18 protein-coding genes and 2 pseudogenes are annotated in these 20,119 nt (G+C 41.9%); 14 read left to right on the top strand and 6 right to left on the bottom strand.

The window, feature by feature from the left end; translation table 11 throughout:
- Window positions 1-8 precede the first annotated feature (8 nt).
- Window positions 9-2,663 carry a TonB-dependent receptor gene (locus QVP90_RS10640; protein WP_021936400.1) on the bottom strand — a complete coding sequence of 885 codons (2,655 nt, stop codon included), beginning with the start codon at window positions 2,661-2,663 and terminating at the stop codon, window positions 9-11.
- Window positions 2,664-2,870: 207 nt separating this feature from the next.
- Between QVP90_RS10640 and QVP90_RS10635 the strand changes: the two genes are divergently transcribed.
- The gene (locus QVP90_RS10635; protein WP_005930410.1) at window positions 2,871-3,806 is read left to right on the top strand and encodes a metallophosphoesterase; all 936 of its coding nucleotides are present in this window, start codon (window positions 2,871-2,873) and stop codon (window positions 3,804-3,806) included.
- A gap of 150 nt (window positions 3,807-3,956) precedes the next feature.
- On the opposite strand, the gene QVP90_RS10630 is transcribed toward QVP90_RS10635, so the two are convergent.
- The 3 genes from QVP90_RS10630 to QVP90_RS10620 form a co-directional block, all read right to left on the bottom strand.
- The gene (locus QVP90_RS10630; RefSeq protein WP_021936398.1) at window positions 3,957-5,597 is read right to left on the bottom strand and encodes a rhamnogalacturonan acetylesterase; all 1,641 of its coding nucleotides are present in this window, start codon (window positions 5,595-5,597) and stop codon (window positions 3,957-3,959) included.
- Between the two features lie 69 nt (window positions 5,598-5,666).
- Entirely contained in the window at window positions 5,667-7,241 is a 1,575-nt protein-coding gene (locus QVP90_RS10625) for an Rne/Rng family ribonuclease (RefSeq protein WP_005930416.1), read from the bottom strand.
- 274 nt (window positions 7,242-7,515) lie between these two features.
- A complete protein-coding gene (locus tag QVP90_RS10620; RefSeq protein WP_002561408.1) occupies window positions 7,516-7,791 on the bottom strand; it encodes an HU family DNA-binding protein in 276 nt (91 codons plus the stop codon).
- Between the two features lie 263 nt (window positions 7,792-8,054).
- Between QVP90_RS10620 and mutY the strand changes: the two genes are divergently transcribed.
- From mutY to QVP90_RS10595, 5 genes are all read left to right on the top strand, one after another.
- A complete protein-coding gene (mutY, locus tag QVP90_RS10615; RefSeq protein WP_021936397.1) occupies window positions 8,055-9,095 on the top strand; it encodes an A/G-specific adenine glycosylase in 1,041 nt (346 codons plus the stop codon).
- A gap of 63 nt (window positions 9,096-9,158) precedes the next feature.
- Window positions 9,159-9,623, top strand: coding sequence for a single-stranded DNA-binding protein (locus QVP90_RS10610; protein ID WP_021936396.1), 465 nt, complete (start codon window positions 9,159-9,161; stop codon window positions 9,621-9,623).
- A gap of 167 nt (window positions 9,624-9,790) precedes the next feature.
- Window positions 9,791-11,134 (top strand): gliding motility-associated protein GldE, encoded by a 1,344-nt coding sequence (locus QVP90_RS10605; RefSeq protein WP_007481763.1) that lies wholly within the window; start codon window positions 9,791-9,793, stop codon window positions 11,132-11,134.
- 2 nt (window positions 11,135-11,136) lie between these two features.
- Window positions 11,137-11,766, top strand: a complete 630-nt coding sequence (locus QVP90_RS10600) for a 4'-phosphopantetheinyl transferase family protein (protein WP_007481765.1) — start codon at window positions 11,137-11,139, stop codon at window positions 11,764-11,766.
- A gap of 16 nt (window positions 11,767-11,782) precedes the next feature.
- Window positions 11,783-12,163 (top strand): hypothetical protein, encoded by a 381-nt coding sequence (locus tag QVP90_RS10595; RefSeq protein WP_021936395.1) that lies wholly within the window; start codon window positions 11,783-11,785, stop codon window positions 12,161-12,163.
- Window positions 12,164-12,235: 72 nt separating this feature from the next.
- Here QVP90_RS10595 and QVP90_RS10590 read toward each other — a convergent pair whose 3' ends face one another.
- Both QVP90_RS10590 and QVP90_RS10585 read right to left on the bottom strand, forming a co-directional pair.
- Entirely contained in the window at window positions 12,236-12,487 is a 252-nt protein-coding gene (locus QVP90_RS10590; protein ID WP_005930434.1) for a (4Fe-4S)-binding protein, read from the bottom strand.
- A 13-nt stretch (window positions 12,488-12,500) separates the two neighbouring features.
- The gene (locus tag QVP90_RS10585; RefSeq protein WP_264381120.1) at window positions 12,501-12,803 is read right to left on the bottom strand and encodes a GNAT family N-acetyltransferase; all 303 of its coding nucleotides are present in this window, start codon (window positions 12,801-12,803) and stop codon (window positions 12,501-12,503) included.
- 161 nt (window positions 12,804-12,964) lie between these two features.
- Between QVP90_RS10585 and QVP90_RS10580 the strand changes: the two are divergent.
- The 8 genes and pseudogenes from QVP90_RS10580 to QVP90_RS10545 form a co-directional block, all read left to right on the top strand.
- Window positions 12,965-13,300 (top strand): annotated as a pseudogene (locus QVP90_RS10580) (hypothetical protein); the annotation flags it as partial.
- A 269-nt stretch (window positions 13,301-13,569) separates the two neighbouring features.
- Window positions 13,570-14,930: pseudogene (gene mobV / locus QVP90_RS10575) on the top strand (MobV family relaxase).
- A 126-nt stretch (window positions 14,931-15,056) separates the two neighbouring features.
- Entirely contained in the window at window positions 15,057-15,185 is a 129-nt protein-coding gene (locus QVP90_RS10570) for a helix-turn-helix transcriptional regulator (RefSeq protein ID WP_317131785.1), read from the top strand.
- A gap of 154 nt (window positions 15,186-15,339) precedes the next feature.
- Entirely contained in the window at window positions 15,340-16,623 is a 1,284-nt protein-coding gene (locus tag QVP90_RS10565; protein ID WP_005930451.1) for a DNA methyltransferase, read from the top strand.
- A gap of 6 nt (window positions 16,624-16,629) precedes the next feature.
- Entirely contained in the window at window positions 16,630-17,316 is a 687-nt protein-coding gene (locus QVP90_RS10560) for an MjaI family restriction endonuclease (protein WP_021936390.1), read from the top strand.
- 162 nt (window positions 17,317-17,478) lie between these two features.
- The gene (locus tag QVP90_RS10555; RefSeq protein WP_021936389.1) at window positions 17,479-17,973 is read left to right on the top strand and encodes a hypothetical protein; all 495 of its coding nucleotides are present in this window, start codon (window positions 17,479-17,481) and stop codon (window positions 17,971-17,973) included.
- Window positions 17,974-18,026: 53 nt separating this feature from the next.
- Window positions 18,027-18,308, top strand: coding sequence for a hypothetical protein (locus QVP90_RS10550; protein WP_005930459.1), 282 nt, complete (start codon window positions 18,027-18,029; stop codon window positions 18,306-18,308).
- Window positions 18,309-18,546: 238 nt separating this feature from the next.
- Window positions 18,547-20,109, top strand: a complete 1,563-nt coding sequence (locus QVP90_RS10545; RefSeq protein ID WP_264381019.1) for a glycoside hydrolase family 43 protein — start codon at window positions 18,547-18,549, stop codon at window positions 20,107-20,109.
- Window positions 20,110-20,119 lie beyond the last annotated feature (10 nt).

The following is a 20,119-nucleotide window of genomic DNA, read 5'->3' as shown; positions in this document are numbered from 1 at the left end:
GTGAAAGGTCAGAGCCTGAAACGTGCTCCGATCATCAGTGACTGTCCATGCCATGATTTACGTTCCACCAGATTACTGTTATCACGTTCGCTATCTACATTTGCGGTACGTTCGCTTTGGTGTACATAGCGTAATACCGGTATGTTGAGTAAGTTAGATGCTTTCAGGAAAAGACAGAAACCACGTGGCAGTGTTTTTTCAATTGAAGCATCCAGTTGAGTATATCCTTTTTCCCAGATATCGTTGTCTGCCCAATTGGAGATATCGCTTAATCGTTTGCCGGTGTATCCCATGGCTAACTGTCCTTCCCATCCGTGTTTGCTGTCTTTCAGTAGAAAAGAGATATTGGCTACATGAGCTGCTTGTCCGAATAAAGGGCGTGATTGGGTGGTGGTAGTTACTTCCGACCCCTGCATTACACGTTTTTCTGTTGTTATTTTAGAATAGGTATAGGTGTAGTTGGCTTTGATACCCAGCCAGTTGAAGTATTTTAAAATATCCACTTCCAATCCCCAATTGTTGGCCATACCAAAATTCATTGGTTTGTAATAGGTATCCTGCCCTTCATTGAGTAGACCATATTCGATCGGGTCTTTGATATTTTTATAGAACAGTCCTACCATGAGTTGTTCGGATGATCGGGGAAAGAATTCATAACGCAGGTCGATATTATCAGCTACGGTATGCTTTAGCTCGGGATTTCCCTTCTCCTTATAGTCTTCATTGATGATGGAGTAGGGTACGATTTCAAAAAAACTGGGACGGTTGATGGCCCGTGCATAGGAGAAACGCAGGTTTCCATTGGAATGTATTGCATATTTGGCATGAAAGCTGGGTAATATGTCGGTATAGCGTTGGTTACCTTCGGGAGCGGCGTTTTCCGTAGGAAACTTTAAAGTATATCCTTGATCGGTATGTTCTATACGTACGCCGGCAATAAGTTCCCATTGACTGATTGTATATTTCACCATACCATATCCGGCCCCGACTTTTTCAGTTGCATCATAGTTTAACGGGTCGCTGATATTTCCGTAAGCACGTGGCGTGAACTGTATTTCATCAAAGTTATGCCAGTCTTTGTCGATATATTGCGGATTACCCGAACCTGTAGCGGAGTTGAATGTATATTCATTAAAAAAACTGTCACGTTTCTTGTCACGATACATACCTCCGGCCAAGAAATCCAATACGCTGTTGCTGCCGGTTTTCCATTTATAAGAGAGGTCGATATATCCTGCGAGGTCTTTGTCTGAGTTGTGCTCCCAACGGCGTGTAGCTGCACCGGAGGATGCTACGTGCGAACCGATGAGGAATATTTCGGCATTGTCCGGGGTTTCACTGTACGCTTTTGAGTAGACAGCCGACCAGTTCAGCTTCAATGTGCCATCATTCAAAAAGAGATGTTCTCCCCTCAACGTAGAGTTGTATATGTATTGATGAACCCATTTCATCCGGATGGCACGGTCTTGATCGTCCGAGCCATCACGTACTTCGGCTTCGTCCATATCCATATAGCCGTTGTACCAGGTCAGTTTATGATTGCGGTTAAAGTCATAGTCGAGATTGGCATGCGCGCCGATACGGGTCTGTTGTGTGGAGTAATTCCTGTATTCGATGCCGTTACGCGTTTTCCCCGGTTGATAATAAAGTTCGCTTTCTTTGCCGCGATAGGTATTTAGGTAGCTTCCAGCCAGCATAATACCTAACCGTTCGTTGAAAAAACGATCTCCGTAGGAGAGACCGGCAGTAAGGTCGGGTAACGGACGTTTCCATGTCATATGGAGATTGTCGGTAGTGAAATCCTTCATGGTGACTTTATAGTTTTTGGGAAATCCTGCCGCTTCATAAGGAGATTTTGAAGAAATGTCATTATGAGCAAACGATTGGAAGTCTCGCCCGAGGTACATTGCATTGTACCCTGTGGAAAGATTGACCGTGAACTGACGTTCCGACGGAGCGTCTTTCATTACAAGGTTGACAGCTCCGCCGATTCCGTCGCCTTCAAGGTTGGCGGTGAGTGATTTGGTCACTTCCAGACGGTCGAGCATTTCTGAAGGAAAAATATCAAGTGGTACAAAGCGGTTTTTATTATCCGGACTCGGTATTTTTACTCCGTTTACTAACGTATAGTTATATCGTTTGTCCATCCCCCGAAGGATGGCATATTGTCCTTCTCCGCTGCTATTACGTTCAATGGTTACTCCCGACATACGCTGTATGACATTGGCTACCGTAATATCCGGAGAGAGTTCGATGGCTTTTGCGCTCATTACATTCACCACGTTCATTGCCTGTTTTTCAATGGCACGTGCTCCGGCTTCGGTGCGTCCCGGATTACGGGCAGTGATAGTGACACCTTCCAGTAGAATGTCATCGCTATCTAATGGGATCTCTATTTCCGAGTCTTTTTGTTCTATCTGGAGTTCATAACGCTTATAGCCTACATATGTACATATGATTGTAAATTTCTCATGGGGTACTGAAAGGTTGAAACTTCCATCCAGTCCACTGACTACACCTTTTGTAGGGTTTTCTTTTACTATGATGGAGGCTCCGATAATTTCCTCCCCTGTTTTTGAATCTCTGATTTTACCTTTAATTTCTCTGGCATTTGCACCAAACGATAATAGTAGGAGTAAACTGATAGCTGCTTTTAATTTCATAAAGAATGTTTAACCTTTGTTTTTCCGGTGCAAAAGTAGAGGGCATGAATTTCATCACTGTTGCAGGAATATTTCATTTTTATTACCAAACAGGATGCCGGTATGGTGTAATAGAAATGTAATTGTTTTGTCGTTTTTTGGTAAAAGTCATTGCGATGGAAAACCATTACCTTTGCAGCGTTTTCAATAATATATTATATTAAAAGTATGAAAATTAGAAATCTATTTTTTCTTGCCCTGTTGATTATAAGTAATTGGGCTGGTGCTCAGATCACCGATTATTCTGTCTTTGAGGATAAATTGAATTTTTACGTAGCCAATGATTTGGGACGTAACGGATATTACGATCAGAAACCTATTGCTGAATTAATGGGGATAATGGCCGAAGAGGTAGGTCCTGAATTTATTCTTGCTACGGGTGATGTACATCATTTTGAGGGGGTACAAAGTGTGAATGATCCTTTGTGGATGACAAATTATGAACTTATTTACTCGCATCCAGAATTAATGATAGACTGGTTTCCTCTGTTGGGTAATCACGAATATCGTGGTAATACGCAGGCAGTATTGGATTATAGTAAGGTGAGTCGCCGTTGGGAGATGCCTGCCCGTTATTATACTAAGACATTTGAAGAAAAAGGGACTACATTGCGTGTGGTTTGGGTAGATACGGCTCCGATGATCGATAAGTATCGTCAGGACAGTGAGCAATATCCTGATGCTTGTAAGCAGGATTATCAGAAACAACTGGCATGGATAGACTCTGTATTGACTGTTGCCAGTGAGGACTGGGTGATCGTAGCCGGACATCATCCCATTTATGCGGAGACTTCGAAGTCGGATAGCGAACGCATTGATATGCAGGCGCGTCTTGATCCGGTTCTTCAAAAACATAAAGTAGACATGTACATTTGCGGACATATCCACAATTTCCAACATATACGTGTCCCGGGAAGCAATATTGATTATGTCACTAATTCGGCTGGTTCATTGGCGCGTAAAGTGAAGCCGATTGAAGGAACGGTTTTCTGTAGTTCTGATCCGGGCTTTTCTATTGTTACGGTTAGTTCAGAGAAACTGGAATTGCGCATGATTGATAAGAAAGGTAACGTATTGCATACGGTGACCAGGCAAAGAAAATAAATGTTGTCACATCTGTAAATGTTACAGTCTGTACCGGAAAAAGATAACGACGTTTAATGGTTTCCATGGATAATAAAGTTTTGGATATAAACATTATTGTCCGTGGGAATTGTTTGTTTTAATATTTCCGGAAAAAATCGGCCAAATAGATCAATATGTTATAAGCTTGATAGATTTTGCCAATGGACAATTGGCCTCTTTGAGCCCTTTGGCCAGCATCTTGGCGTTTAGTTCCGCACCTTTTTTAGAGGTGTGTGTATGGTCATGATTATAGTAAGCAGCGGCTTTTTCCTGTCCCTCCTTATCCAGATAATCGGCCGTGAGGTTATGCAGATCGATAAACAGGGCGCCGGTTTGTTCGGCCACTTCCCGCATCCATATTCCATATGTATCGTTCCGTCGTTCTATTTTTCCGTTTTTCCATCGGTTGCGTGGAGTTAGACTTACCAGAACAGGGATACCTCCTTTTTCGCGCACATCGCCTACGAATTTGCGAAGGTACCATCCGAAGGAGTAGACGACTTTGTATTTTCGGGTTGCTTCCATCCGGTAAACATGACTGGTGTCTGCTGTTCCACGGATTACTCCCCGCGCTTTTTGTGTGTTTATATCTCCTATGTCGTTATGTCCGAACTGGATAAATACATAATCTCCCGGTTGTATGCTGTTGTATACCCTGTCCCAGTGTCCTTCGTCAAGATAAGTACGGGTACTGCGGCCGGCAACAGCACAATTCATGAGTGTAACTTTTGTAGTGTCGAAAGCACAGCCGGCTACGCTTCCCAATCCCCACATACCATCCTCTTCTTTATCGGCATTCTTTACGGTAGAGTCTCCGGTAAAGAAAATAACAGGTTTGCCTTTCTTACGTTTTAATCCATTTACAACAGGCGTCTGCAATGGCTTGAGGTACTTTTTTAATTCCAGTTTTTTACAGGATGCGATACCTTCGGCAGCCGATCCGGCATTGATTTGTGCACCGAACTCGCTGGTATGTATCTTATCGAGGTAAAACATGTAATTGACTTTCTCCCTACCGAAACGTTCGAACTTATTTGCTGTGATATCTTCAAGATCGATGAACGGTACTTTCTGCTCTTTGCATATTGCTTTTATCCAGGGAGTGAAAGAGTCGTCTTTTCGTACGATGCGTTTTCCATCGGCTGTCCAGGCATTGCGCGGAGTGAGCGATAAGAGTACGGGATTGGCACCGGCAGCTCTGGTGTCGGCTATGAAGCGGCGCATGTATTCACCATAGCTGTATACGGTTTCCCGGATACCGGTTTCTTTGATGGTGACAAGTAGGGAGTCTTTACCTGTTCCCGGTATACTGGCACGTGCTCTTCCTTCGTCAAAAGGGCCATTGTCATTATGTCCGAGTTCAACGATTACCCAGTCTCCGGGCTTTAATCCTTTACGCACATCCGGCCATAAACGGTTATAAAAAGTGCGGCTGCTTGTACCTCCTAATGCATGATTTTCTACGGTTATGCGGTTTTCATCAAAATATTGTCCTACGAAATATCCCCATCCCCATTGTCCGTTGTTGCCGTTGCCAAGTGTGCCGGTACGCATGGTAGAGTTTCCTACCAGAAACAATACAGGGTTGTTTCCTTTGCGTGAAGAACCGGCTTTCGGTCTTACCGTGTTCGCTTTGTTCAGGCTGTCTAATGTAAGGTCGGTGACTTTGTTTACGTCGACCATTCCCCGGGGGATTTGAGTGGATTGGTTCTGTGCGGTTAAAACTCCTGCCCATATACAGGCAACGACTGTAAATATGTGTTTTCTCATGTGAGTGGTGGTGTTATGTAATTCTTGGTATAACAAAGAAAGGCAACCTGTTCAGCTGCCTTTCTTCTATCACTTAATCTCGATTTCTTCCTTCATGTCGATCTCCTCTCCGTTGGAATCATAGAATACGTATTCCAGGAAAGCGAGCTTCTGACTCGGAATGATCTTAATGCCGAATCCGTACTTCATCTGCCACTTGCGTTTCAGAGAAACGAGTCCCTGATTGACGTACGCAGCGATGTACGGGTGGATGTGTAACGAGAATTTCTTTATCTTCAATTTATTGACCAGGTAATCAATTTTACTCTCTAATGTATCTGTGAACAGGATAGACGACTTGATCGTGCCTTTACCAAAGCAGGTGGGGCAGGTTTCGGTCGTATTTACATCCATAGCCGGACGTACACGCTGCCTTGTAATCTGCATCAGGCCGAATTTGCTGAGCGGCAGAATGTTGTGGCGTGCCCTGTCTTTCTGCATGTTGGTACACATACGTTCGTAAAGCTTTTGGCGATTTTCCGCTTCATTCATGTCAATGAAGTCTACGACTATGATACCCCCCATATCTCTCAATCTTAATTGGCGTGCCAGCTCGTCGGCGGCTCCCAGGTTTACTTCGAGTGCGTTACCTTCCTGCCCGTTGGCATTCTTGGTGCGGTTACCGCTGTTCACGTCTACTACGTGAAGCGCCTCAGTGTGCTCAATAATCAAGTAGGCACCACTCTTGTAGGATACTGTTTTGCCAAAAGATGATTTGATCTGTTTGGTGATACCGAAATTGTCGTAAATGGGAAGTTGCCCTTTGTACAGTTTTACGATGTCTGCCCGGTCGGGGGCGATAAGTGAAACGTAGTCTTTGATCTCATTGTACACCGCCTCGTTATTGACGTAAATATTTTCAAAAGAAGGATTGAAGAGGTCGCGCAATAGTCCTACGGCACGGCTTGTTTCTTCATAAATCAACGTCGGGAATTTGGTGGCTTTTTGTACTTTGGTGATAGCTTCTTCCCAGTGCTTGAGCAATACTTTAAGTTCTCCGTCGAGTTCGGCAACACGTTTTCCTTCGGCTACCGTACGAACAATCACACCGAAGTTTTTCGGTTTGATACTCATTAGTAGTTGCTTAAGGCGGGCGCGTTCTTCGCTCGATTTAATTTTTTGTGAAACAGAAACCTTATCATTGAAAGGGATCAGTACTAAATATCTTCCGGCAAATGAAAGTTCGGAAGTAAGTCTCGGTCCTTTTGTTGAGATCGGTTCCTTTACAATCTGCACCACTACTTCTTGTCCTACCTTTAGCGTATTGGCTACTGTGCCGTCTTTGTCCAGGTCGGGAAGCAGGGTTGCTTTAGAAATTGAATTTAGCTTTTTCTTGTCGCTTAAAGTTTGCTTTACGAACTTTTCGAGTGAATTGAATTGAGGACCCAGGTCTAAATAATGAAGGAAAGCATCTTTCTCGTAACCAACGTCCACGAAGCAGGCATTTAGGCCGGGCATCAATTTCTTGACACGCCCCAAATACATATTACCCACCGAAAAGGAGATATTTCTTCCTTCGCTTTGAAGTTCCACCAGGCTCTTGTCCTCGAGTAGGGCGATGGATACTTCTTTGGGTTGTACGTCTACTACTAATTCGCTTGTCACAATTGTTTCCTAATTATTTGGTTTTAAAAAATGAACAAATGAATTTGAATCTTGTTCATTGGAATCGGGCATTTAAACAAAGAACAAACTCGAAAGACATTCGCTTCACAAGTTTGTTCCTTATTTTTGTCCAGATCAGACTAAAAATTACTTTTTGCTTTTATGTCTGTTCTTTCTTAGTCTTTTTTTACGCTTGTGCGTAGACATTTTATGTCTTTTTTTCTTTTTTCCGCTTGGCATAGCTTGAAATTTTTATGGTTAATACTCTTGTTTATTATTTCTTTACGGCGATTGTAAATGTCTTCGCTGGCTTAAATGCCGGAATATTATGTTCAGGGATGATAATTGTAGTATTCTTGGAAATATTACGAGCTGTTTTCTGAGCTCTTTTTTTCACTACGAAGCTACCAAACCCACGAAGGTAAACATTCTCATCTTTCGCCAAAGAATCTTTCACTGCGTCCATAAACGCTTCAACAGTTGTCAATACTGCCACTTTGTCAATTCCGGTGTTCTTTGCAATTTCGTTTACAATATCTGCTTTAGTCATTTTTCCTTAAAAAAAATATTATTACTATGTTCTTTCTAATTTTTTGGACTGCAAATATATAGCTTTTTAAGCACTCAAAAAAATATATTCTGAACAATTTTAGAAAAAAGTCTCTTCCTTAAGTTTTGTTAGATTAAAAAAGAGCTACTTTTGCATGAAATAAATACTTCAATCTGTCGATATGATAGTGTATTAGCTGTTTGTGAGGTATCTCAGAAAGGGGGAAGGAGGTATTTTAGTGATTATATTGATACATTGTTTGGATGAATAATTTCAGTGAAATATTGATTAATTGGTATCGCGAACATAAGCGTGAATTGCCCTGGCGGGAGTCTTCTGATCCTTATCTGATATGGATTTCAGAAATCATTTTGCAACAGACGAGAGTGGTTCAGGGATATGATTATTTTATACGTTTTATTAAACGTTTTCCGGATGTGACGTCACTTGCCGAAGCCGATGAAGATGAGGTGATGAAATTTTGGCAGGGATTGGGATATTATTCCCGTGCACGCAATCTTCATGCGGCGGCCCGTAGCATGAACGGTGTGTTTCCTAAAACTTATCCCGAAGTATTAGCTTTGAAAGGGGTGGGAGAGTATACGGCTGCCGCTATTTGCTCTTTTGCTTATAATATGCCTTATGCGGTGGTCGACGGAAATGTTTACCGGGTACTTTCCCGCTATTTGGGTATTGAAACACCGATCGATTCCACTGAAGGTAAAAAGCTGTTTGCTTCATTGGCTGGAGAATTTTTGGATAAATCGCGGCCGGCTGTCTATAATCAGGCAATCATGGATTTTGGGGCTATACAGTGTACTCCGCAGAATCCCGCTTGTCTTTTTTGCCCTTTGGCCGGCAGTTGTATGGCTTTGTCAAAAAGTATGGTAGCACAGCTTCCTGTAAAGCAACATAAAACGAAGACGACAGAACGTTTTTTGAACTACATATATGTACGCGCGGGTGCCTGTACTTTTATTAATAAACGGACGGGAAACGATATTTGGAAAAATCTTTTCGAACTGCCTTTGATAGAGACAGCATCATCTGTTACGGAAGAAGAGTTGTTGGCGCTTCCGGAATTTATAAAATTGTTTGATAAGGAGGAAGTGCCGGTGGTTCGTTCCATCTGCCGAAATGTGAAACATGTGTTATCGCATCGGGTTCTTTATGCTAATTTTTATGAAGTTGTTCTGCCGGAAAAAACAAAATCTTTCTCATCGTATTTAAAGATAAAAACGAGTGAATTAGAGCAATATGCCGTGCCAAAACTGATACATGCCTTTCTGGAGAAATATGTATAAAAACTTGTTTCGTGTTGTATTTCTATTTAATTTTGGCACAAAATAATATAAATATAGAATAATATGTCAGTTAATAAAGTGATATTGTTAGGAAATGTCGGTCAAGATCCTAAAGTGAAATATTTTGATTCCGGATCGGCTGTTGCTACTTTTTCTCTGGCAACGACAGATCGTGCTTATACCTTAGCTAATGGTACTCAAGTGCCGGAAAGAACGGAATGGCATAATATTGTAGCTTCTAATCGTTGGGCTGAAATTGTGGATAAATATTTGCATAAAGGTGATAAACTGTATGTGGAAGGGAAATTGAGGACACGTACTTATACAGATCAGGCGGGTGCTACTCGTTATGTGACAGAAGTATATGTGGATTATTTTGAGATGCTAACACCCAAAAGTGGATCTTCCGGTGGTATTTCACCAACTTCTTCTGTACAACAACCTGTAAATCAGTCACAAATTCAGCAGACGCAACAATCGCAGACTGCCCCTATACAGAATAATCCGGCAGATGATTTGCCGTTTTAAAAAAGATAATGAATAGTTAAAAACCTCATCTGTTGAAAGTTGAAAATTGCTATACGGCATGATGATATTGATAATTTTCAACTACTTGTTTTAAATCCTCAATTTTCAACTGATAAGGTTTTCAACTTTCATCCATATCAATAATTGTTTAACTAAAAACCAAGATTTTGGACCCAGACGCTTATTTATGCCAGTTGGCAGATATTTTTAATGGTATAACTGTAAACCCACCTTCTTTTTCGGCAATTGTAGCTATCGTTTTAGCCGGTGTGCTTCTGCTCGCCTCCGGTTTCGCTTCCGCATCGGAAATTGCTTTTTTCTCATTATCTCCTTCCGATCTCAATGAAATAGACGAGCGTAATCATCCTTCCGATGAAAAAATCAGTAGTTTGCTTGGAGATTCCGAAAGTTTGCTGGCAACCGTGCTGATCACTAATAATTTTGTGAATGTTACCATCATCATGCTTTGCAATTTCTTCTTTATGAATGTTTTTGTTTTTCATTCAGCGCTTGCGGAGTTCTTGATTTTGACGGTGATTCTTACATTCCTGTTGCTGCTTTTCGGTGAGATCATGCCTAAGATTTATTCAGCACAGAAAACGTTGGTGTTCTGTCGTTTTGCAGCTCCGGGTATCTATGTTTTACGGAAAGTTTTTCGTCCTGTTTCTGCCCTTCTCGTGCGTTCCACAACTTTTCTGAATAAGCGTTTTACGCGTAAGAATCATAATATCTCAGTCGATGAACTTTCACAGGCATTGGAACTGACGGATAAAGCCGAACTTACTGAAGAGAATAATATACTTGAGGGTATCATTCGTTTTGGTGGAGAAACAGCCAAAGAGGTAATGACTTCACGTCTCGACGTAGTCGATTTGGATATACGTACCTCTTTCAAGGATGTGATGAAGTGTATTGTGGAGAATGCCTATTCACGAATTCCCATCTATTCCGGTTCTCGTGATAATATTAAAGGGGTACTTTATATAAAAGACCTTTTGCCCCATGTGAATAAAGGGGATACTTTTCGCTGGCAATCGCTGATACGTCCGGCCTATTTTGTGCCTGAGACAAAAATGATAGATGATCTTTTACGTGATTTTCAAGCCAATAAAATACACATTGCTATTGTTGTCGATGAATTCGGAGGAACTTCCGGCATTGTGACCATGGAAGATATCATTGAAGAGATTGTAGGTGAGATTCATGACGAATACGATGACGAAGAACGTACTTATGTGGTATTGAATGATCATACTTGGATATTTGAAGCTAAAACCCAATTGACCGATTTTTATAAAATCACGAAGTTGGATGAAGATGATTTCGAAAGGATGGCCGGTGATGCCGATACGTTAGCCGGACTTCTGCTCGAGATAAAAGGGGAGTTTCCCGCACTTCATGAAAAGGTTTCTTATCTGAATTATGATTTTGAAGTACTGGAGATGGATAATCGCCGTATTTTGAAGGTAAAGTTTACTATCAATGAACCTCCGTCGGATGAGGATGCATAATTATGGCATTGTTTCTTTCTCATAAAGAACCTTTGTATCGGTGGGGTGTCTGGAAAATGGATGAATCTGTAGATACTTTGCTTGATCTGCTTCCGGAGCGGGAATATTATGAACGGGAAGTGCAGCGTTTTGTCGCTTCTCATCGCCGGTTGGAGTGGCTTTCCGTCCGTGCGTTGCTGTTTCGCCTATTGGGAGAACATAAGGAAGTCTGTTATCAGCCGAGTGGGAAACCGTATCTGGCGGATTATTCATATTTCATCAGCATTTCCCATACGAAAGGTTATGTGTCGGTTATTCTGAGTGATAAAGTGCCGGTAGGCATCGATATCGAGCAGTACGGACAACGGGTACACAGAGTGGCCCATAAATATATGCGGGAGGATGAATCGGTTCGTCTTTATAAAGAAGATGCTACTTGGAGTCTTTTATTGCATTGGTCTGCTAAGGAGGTGATGTTTAAATGTATGGATACGGACGGGGTCGATTTTCGCCAACATTTACATATAGAACCTTTTTTGCTTCAAGAGCAGGGCGATTTTACCGCTCATGAATATAGAACCGAACAGAAGCGTAGTTTTCGGATACATTATTTGCTTCACCCTGAGTTTGTAATGACTTGGAGTATTGATTGATAAAAAATGAGATAACATGAATTTGAAATATTATTTGGGTCTTCTTTTTTGGATACCGGTGATGGTCCAGTCTCAGAATGCTCCGGTCACTGTCTCTCATGAACGTTCTGCAAAGGGAGAAGTTACTTTTTATGCAGACAATACATCGTATTCTCCGTTTACGGTTGTTCTCACTTTTACCCGCCTAAGCGGAACTTCCTCTTTTCAGGAGGGAGAAACGTATAAGTCGACAGCAAAACATGGTAGAACACGATTGATAGTTTTGAGACCGGTTTCTGAAAATGAAGGGATTGGCTTTGCTTATCGTTTCAACACGGCTAAGGGTGATTTTCGGACGAAGACAGATACGAACTTTGTGTATCCCCAAAAGAACACTCTGAAAAGTTGCAGGTTGTAACTGATAAGCATAAAAAAAGTCGTATCATTATTCAAAAGTAGAGTTGATACGACTTTTTTTTATTACCGATATTTATAAAGGTTTGGATCCATCTTCTTGGTTTTCTTTCTCTTTATTCATTTTGTAACTGAGTGCTCCCGAAGGGCATTTTCTGATCTGTGCGATCAGTTCCTCTGTGGTCGCGTTTTCTATCTGTACCCATGGCCTTTCTTTGGGATGGTATACGTTCGGTAGCATTTTTACGCAGATACCTGCATGCTGGCAAAGCTCCGGTTGCCAGATAATGGTCATTTCGCCATTTGTATATTCTATTTTCTTTCCCATGTTTATTATTTTTTTATTGGATATGAAAACCTTTCATCACAATGCGTCTCCATTCCGGATGTTTATGAATGTAGCCGGCAACGAACGGACAAAGTGGCACAAGGCGTAAATCTTTTTGTTCAATGTCCTTCAATGCTTTTTCAACTAATTGAGAACCGACTCCTTTACCTCCCAATGCACGAGGGATTTCTGTGTGAGTCAGGTAGATTTCTCCGTTCGGAGTTTTTATATATTCTATTTTGGCTATATGGCCATCGATACGGAATTCGTATCTACGGCTTTCTTCATTATCAATGAGTTCATATTCCTCTGTCATAATTTTCTTCATTAATTGTTTAATTTATATCTTAATAAACAGTTTATCCGGAGGTTTTGTTTGTTTGTTCTCCGGAAATTTGTAAATTAGGGCACTCTGTTTTGATTTTTAAGGGCATGTTTAAATTTTCTTCTTAAATATTAGAGTACAATCTTTAAAGGGATATGTTCGGGGTTATCGCCCCAACGGTTCGGGCAGGGATAAAGGCACTCTGCAAGAGCGGAGTATTGAAAGAGTACGGTATCGAACGCCTTATCCGCCTATCGGACAGAAGCAGCATAGAGGTTTACGACCTCGAAACGATAGCCGTCCTCGCTTTCCGTATCGAATCGTTCGGGGCGACGAAAGTCCGCAAAGTGTTGTTGGAGAGAATAACGCACCGGCGAAAAGAGAAAACGACGGTTATCGGACAGAAGCAGCATAGAGGTTTACGACCTCGAAACGATAGCCGCCCTCGCTTTCCGTATCGAATCGTTCGGGGCGGCGAAAGTCCGTAAAGTGTTGTTGGAGAGAATAACGCATCGGTGAAAAGAGAAAACAACGGTTATCGTGTCTGTCGTTGCCGACACCGAGTCGAGCCGTCGATGGATGGCGTAACGGTCTGTCGGTCGGGGTATCTTCTGAGCCGCAATGCTCCGTATCGCTGAAAATTCCCCAATAAGGCAAGGGGCAAGCCCCTCTGCACACCCCGTCGGGGACGGCTCTTTGCCACTCCCGAAGATACAAAGAATCATTGTTTCACAAGCTAAAAAAGAAAGGAATATATATGGGTTTCGTAGTATTGCACATGGAAGAGGCGCACAGTTCCGACAGCGGAACGACCGCCCACATCGAGCGTTTCATCATACCGAAGAACGCAGACCCGACACGGACGCACCTGAACCGAAAACTCGTTACCTACCCCGACGGGATTAAAGGCCGTTCGGCGGCTATGCAGAGAAGATTGGAAGAAGCGGGCTGACACGCAAAATCGGAAACAACCAAGTACGGGCAATCCGCATCACCGTGTCGGGAACGCACGAGGACATGGAACGCATCGAAAGGGAGGGGCGTTTAGACGAGTGGTGCGCTGACAATATGAAATACTTTGCCGACACGTTCGGAAAGGAGAACATCGTGGTGGCGCACCTGCATCGGGACGAGGAAACGCCGCACATACACGTCACGCTCGTTCCCATCGTCAAAGGAGAGCGCAAGCGCAGGAAAAGGGAGGAACAGACGAAGAAGCGATACTGTAAGAAGCCGACCGATACCGTAAGGCTGTGCGCCGACGATATTATGACACGCCTAAGGCTGAAATCCTACCAAGACACCTACGCCGTGGCGATGGCGAAATACGGGCTGCAAAGGGGCATTGATGGCTCGAAGGCACGGCACAAATCCACGCAGCAGTATTACAATGAAACGAAGAAACTCACCGACAGCCTCAAAACGGAGGTAGTGGATTTGCAGCGTCAGAAAGAAACGGCGCAGGAGGAACTCAAACGGGAGAAAAAAGAGATACAGACCGAGAAGCTGAAAGGGGCGGCGACCACCGCAGCAGCCAACATCGCCGAGAGTGTCGGTTCTCTTTTCGGCAGTAACAAGGTCAGGACGTTGGAGAGGGAGAACACCGCCCTGCATAGGGAGGTCACCACGCACGGGGAAGCCATCGAAGCCCTGCAAACCCGAATACAGACCATGCAGACCGACCACAGCCGACAAATGGCGGAAGTAGAGCGGAAGCATCGCAGGGAGATAGCGGACAAGGAAGCGAAGCACAAGGAGGAAATATCGTTTCTGAAAACGGTAATCGCAAGGGCGGCGGCATGGTTCTCCTATTTCCGTGAAATGCTCCGTATCGAAAACCTCTGCCACTTTGTCGGGTTCAGCGACGGGCAGCCGGCAATGCTCGTCAAGGGAAAGCCGTTGGAGTATGCAGGGGAACTCTACTCGGAGGAACATAAACGGAAATTCAAGACCGAAAAGGCTGGGGTTCAAGTGATGAAAGACCCTACGGACGGGACGAAATTAGTTCTTGCCATCGACCGAAAGCCCATTGCCGAGTGGTTCAAGGAGCAATTCGACAAGCTAAGGCAGAACATACACCGACCCATACAGCCGCAAAGGAAAGGCAGGGGGATTTAGGGGAAATAGAGAAATAATCAGCTGTATCACAATCACTAAATTTAAGTCAATCAAATTATTGGCATTCTATGTGCATAAACGAAATAAAAGTAGTAAATTTGCCAAATAATGACAAATTGAAAAAATATTCGAACGTTATTCGCACAAAAGATCAAAGCGGCTAGAGTCCGAAGCGGATTGTTGCAAAAGCAATTGGCTTCGGCTTTGAATATAGATGTCCCTATGTATAGCCGAATAGAACGCGGAGACAGGTAAGCTAAAAAGGAGCAAGTGGTATTGCTTTCGGACATCTTGAATATCGAACGGGAAGAGCTGTTGAGTCTTTGGATTGCGGATAAGATAAATGCAATTATCGGAAACGATAAAAACATTGCGGATAAAGCATTGAAGACTATAATTGACAATAGAAATGGAAATAAAGACTATACACACGCTTATCAACGGAGATAGCAGGAATCTTTCTCTTATGCCGGACAAGTCCGTCCATTTGATCATTACGTCGCCCCCGTATTGGCAATTGAAAGATTATGGGAATGACGGGCAAATAGGATTTCATGATAGTTACGAAAGCTATATCAACAATCTGAATATGGTCTGGGCGGAGTGCAATCGAGTATTGCATGACGGTTGCCGTTTGTGCATAAATATAGGAGACCAATTCGCTCGTTCCGTCTATTACGGACGTTATAAAGTGATTCCCATAAGAACTGAAATCATACGTTTTTGCGAAGCTCTCGGAATGGATTATATGGGAGCCGTAATTTGGCAGAAGCAAACAACGATGAATACGACAGGGGGAGGAGCTGTTATGGGTAGTTTTCCCTATCCTCGAAACGGTATTTTGAAAATAGATTACGAATTTATCCTCATTTTCAAAAAACAAGGTAAGGCTCCCGTTCCTGCTATCGAGCAAAAGCAATGTTCGGAAATGACCAAAGATGAATGGAATACATTTTTTGCTTCCCATTGGAATTTCGGCGGGGCTAAACAAGACGGACACATTGCAGTATTTCCTGAAGAATTACCGCGCCGTTTGATAAAAATGTTCTCTTTTGCCGGAGAAACGGTATTCGATCCGTTCATGGGTAGCGGAACAACGGCTTTAGCTGCACGTAATCTGCAACGCAACTCCATCGGATACGAAATAAATCCCGATTTCAGAAAGTTTTATGAAGAAAAAGTGTCGTCATCCATATCGTTCGGAACGGTAGAATATAAATACCGAACGGACGGGAACGCTTTCGATATAGCAAGCAAGATGGAAACCTTACCGTATCTTTTTCGCGATCCCCATAAAATGGGGAATAAGATAGACATCAAGCGTTTGCAGTTCGGTTCTCGAATAGACAAAGATAAAAAAGAAAGAGAAGAATATTTTTCGGTCAAAACGATTTTATCTCCGAATACAATCGTTTTGAATAACGGACTTACCGTACGATTGCTCGGTATCAAGGAAAAGCCATGCGTCAACGGTAATGCTACGAAATTTCTTTTGGAGAAAACCAAAGGACGCAAAGTATTCTTGCGTTACGATACGATAAAATACGATGATGAGGATATGTTGCTTTGTTATTTATACTTGGACAACAAGACCTTTATCAATGCACATATGTTGAAAAACGGGTTAGTCGATGTAGACTATTCTTTCGATTTCAAATATAAAAGTAAATTCGAAAAACTGATAAACGCATAAAAAGTTATGGATAAATATTCTATGAATTTCGGAAAAAAAGAACGCGTACTGAACTACGCTTGCCAAACATACCAATTATCTCGCCCGAATAAAGTAGGTGCTGTAATGGCTCTTATTCGCGATTGCCAACCTTTTTCGTTCGATGAATGGCAATCATGGTATTTCGAAAATGCTCATACCGCAGGAAAAAATTCGACGAAAATCACAGTCGAAAGTCTCCATGAATTGGGTGAACGGTTGTATGCAAAAATTACGGAAGTCGTGATTCCTGAATGGGAAGCAGCTTTTCGTGAATTGACAGAACAGGACTGTATCGACTATATATACAATCTGACTATAAATCGTACTTATGACGGTTATATACGAGAAAAGTCTGTAATCAATGACGGATTGGCTAAAGTTTTTCCTAATATAGACTTCGAAGAAAGCGATCCCGAATTGGATCATGCAGGAGATATCGATTATATCGCAAAAATCGGAGATAAAGCCATAGGCATACAAATCAAACCGATAACAGCGAGTGCCAATTTCGGTAGTTATTCGCTGACTGAACGAATGAAAGCGAGTTTCGAATCGTTCAAAGAACGATATGGCGGTAATGTGTTTATCGTATTCAGCTTAGATGGAGAAATTGCCAATAAAGAAGTAATAGAGCAAATTAGACATGAAATAAGTCAAATGTTGTACGTGTAGAATAGAAAAGATATGCACATATCGATTCTCATGACCGAATGGATTTGAAGACAACTTGAATATATACGGTAACAAGTTATATATTGTTCATTTATGGCAGCTAAGAATATTTGTTTAGATTTCTAATTGCACTATTTCATTGCTGGGAATACCCCACATGCAATGGATGCAAAAATTCATAATGAATCCGAGCGATATTTATTAAAAGCAATTTCTGAGTTACAAAAATATGTAGGGTGTGATATATCCGTTAGGGTTGAAGCTAAAAATGAAGGTGGTATAATTGACAATTTATTACTCATTTGTGATAAAATTGATATTTCAGGTATTTTAACTGCTTTGCTGGCTGGATTTGTAGGTTTGTTTTTCCGTCCTGCAATTCACAAAACAGACGAAATTAAGAATCGAATAGAAATAGCAGAAAAAATTAAAAGTGGTGATTTTTCCAAAGAAGAAGCAGAGATACTATTACAAGGTGACAAACAATTAAAGAAATGGATTAGTAAGTACTATGAAGTCCTTTCGAATGAAGAAACAATAACCAAAATAGAAGCAAATATTCCAACTGGAGATAATCAAAATAATACTGCAACTATTGAAAAAAAGATTTCTACGGTCATGTTATTCAAGAGGGAACAAGTACTACAACAGAGATAATAAATGGAACAACTATTTATATTGTTTCTCCTGTTTTAGTAAAAGGTCGAAAATTGCCTTGGAGAGGAATTTATTCAGGACTTCCAATTGAATTCAAGATAGATGACAAGGATTTCTTGGAGCAAGTTTATGACCAAGAAATTAAATTTGGAAATGGAACTTCAATTACATGCAATTTACAGATAGAAACAAAAACGACAATTAAAGATGATATTGAAGAAGCAAAAACGTATTACATTGTCAAGCTTATAACACAATGGTCTGATGATGAGCATTTTCAATATGACACTAAAAAGTATAAAAAAATAAAGAAAGAACAAAATCAACCTAAGTAAGCTACATTATTTAGCGATGATTTTTTCGAGTGATTTGTTATTTCGTCAAAAATGGCTATCTTCGCATTCAGAAAGAGTTATTTGACAGCATAGCACCGCAAATCACTGAAAATTGCACGGTCGCTAAATCGTTACCTCTATTTCTCAAATAATTCGCTAAAAGTTTATTCTTCAATCGGTTAAGTCAAACCGATAAAAATCTAAAATAAAACATAAAAACTATTTGAACACAAAATTTATGAAAACAATGACACTACTTTTAGGATTGGCTTTGAGCTTATCCTGTTTTTCGCAAAATCAACAAGGGTATCAGAATCCGGTTATTCCCGGTTTTTATCCGGATCCGAGTGTTTGTAGCGTAGGTGATGATTATTATCTGGTCGCCAGCAGTTTCCAGTATTTCCCCGGTGTGCCGTTATTCCACAGTAAAGATTTGATCCATTGGGAACAGATCGGTAATTGTCTGACCCGTCCCTCGCAAGTATCACTTCAAGGGGCCAGCATCTGGGGCGGTATCTATGCACCTACTATTCGTTATAATGACGGTACGTATTACATGATTACGACCAATGTTACCGATAAAGGAAACTTTATCGTACATACCACTGATTTGTATGGGGAATGGTCGGAACCTGTATCAGTTAAACAAGGTGGCATCGATCCTTCTCTTTATTTCGAAGGAGGGAAATGCTATCTGGTCAGCAATCCGGACAACTGCATTCAATTGTGTGAGATAAATCCGATGACCGGTGAACAGTTGACCGAATCTAAACGCATATGGAATGGTACCGGTGGACGCTATCCTGAAGCACCGCATATTTATAAAAAGGATAATTGGTATTATCTGCTGATTGCCGAAGGGGGCACGGAATACGGTCATAAAGTTACTATTGCCCGTAGCCGGCATATAGACGGCCCCTACGAGTCTAATCCCGCCAATCCGATTCTTACACATATCAATATGAATGCGCAGGGCAATCCGATACAGGGTGTAGGACATGCAGAGTTCGTACAGGCTTCTGACGGTTCCTGGTGGGTACTTTGCCTTGCATTTCGTCCGCAGACCGGTTATCATCATCTGTTAGGTCGTGAAACGTTTCTTGCCCCCATGCGTTGGGATAAAAATGCGTGGCCGGTGGTGAATGGAGATGGAACCATTGCACTGCAAATGGATGTTCCGACTCTTCCTCAGCAACCTTTTGCCAAGAAATCGCCCCGTACTGATTTTAAGGGGGAGAAACTTGGCCCGGAGTGGGTGCATATAAGAAACAATCACCCCGAGAATTACACGCTTGTTTCCGGCAAATTGCGTCTGAAAGCAGCTCCTGTCAGTTTGAATGATGACAAAGCCAGTCCTACTTTTGTCGGACGCCGGCAGCAACATACCGATTTTACAGCTACCACTTCTATGCAGTTACAAAAGGCATCTCCTGCCGATGAAGCGGGATTGACAGTATATATGTGCGAGTCGTCTCACTATGATCTTTACGTCAAGCAACTGGCGGATGGAAAGCAGGCAGTTGTACTACGCTATCGTTTAGGTGAATTGACACACACGCAAAAGGAAGTGATTGTGCCGCAAGGAAAAATTCAGCTTCGTGTAAAAGGTAACAATGAGTTTTATTCGTTTGAGTATGCTACGGATGGAAAGAATTTCCGCAAATTGGATAAAATGAACACACGCTATGTAAGTACGGAGACTGCCGGTGGTTTTACAGGAATTATTTTAGGATTATATGCTGTTGCTACTTCTGACAGTTCAAAAGCACATGCCGATTTCGAGTATTTCGAATATGAATAATAATGTGCCA

The organism is Bacteroides sp. CAG:189, assembly GCF_000432295.1.
Lineage (GTDB): Bacteria > Bacteroidota > Bacteroidia > Bacteroidales > Bacteroidaceae > Bacteroides > Bacteroides salyersiae.
This window is presented reverse-complemented; position numbering and strand designations above follow the sequence as displayed.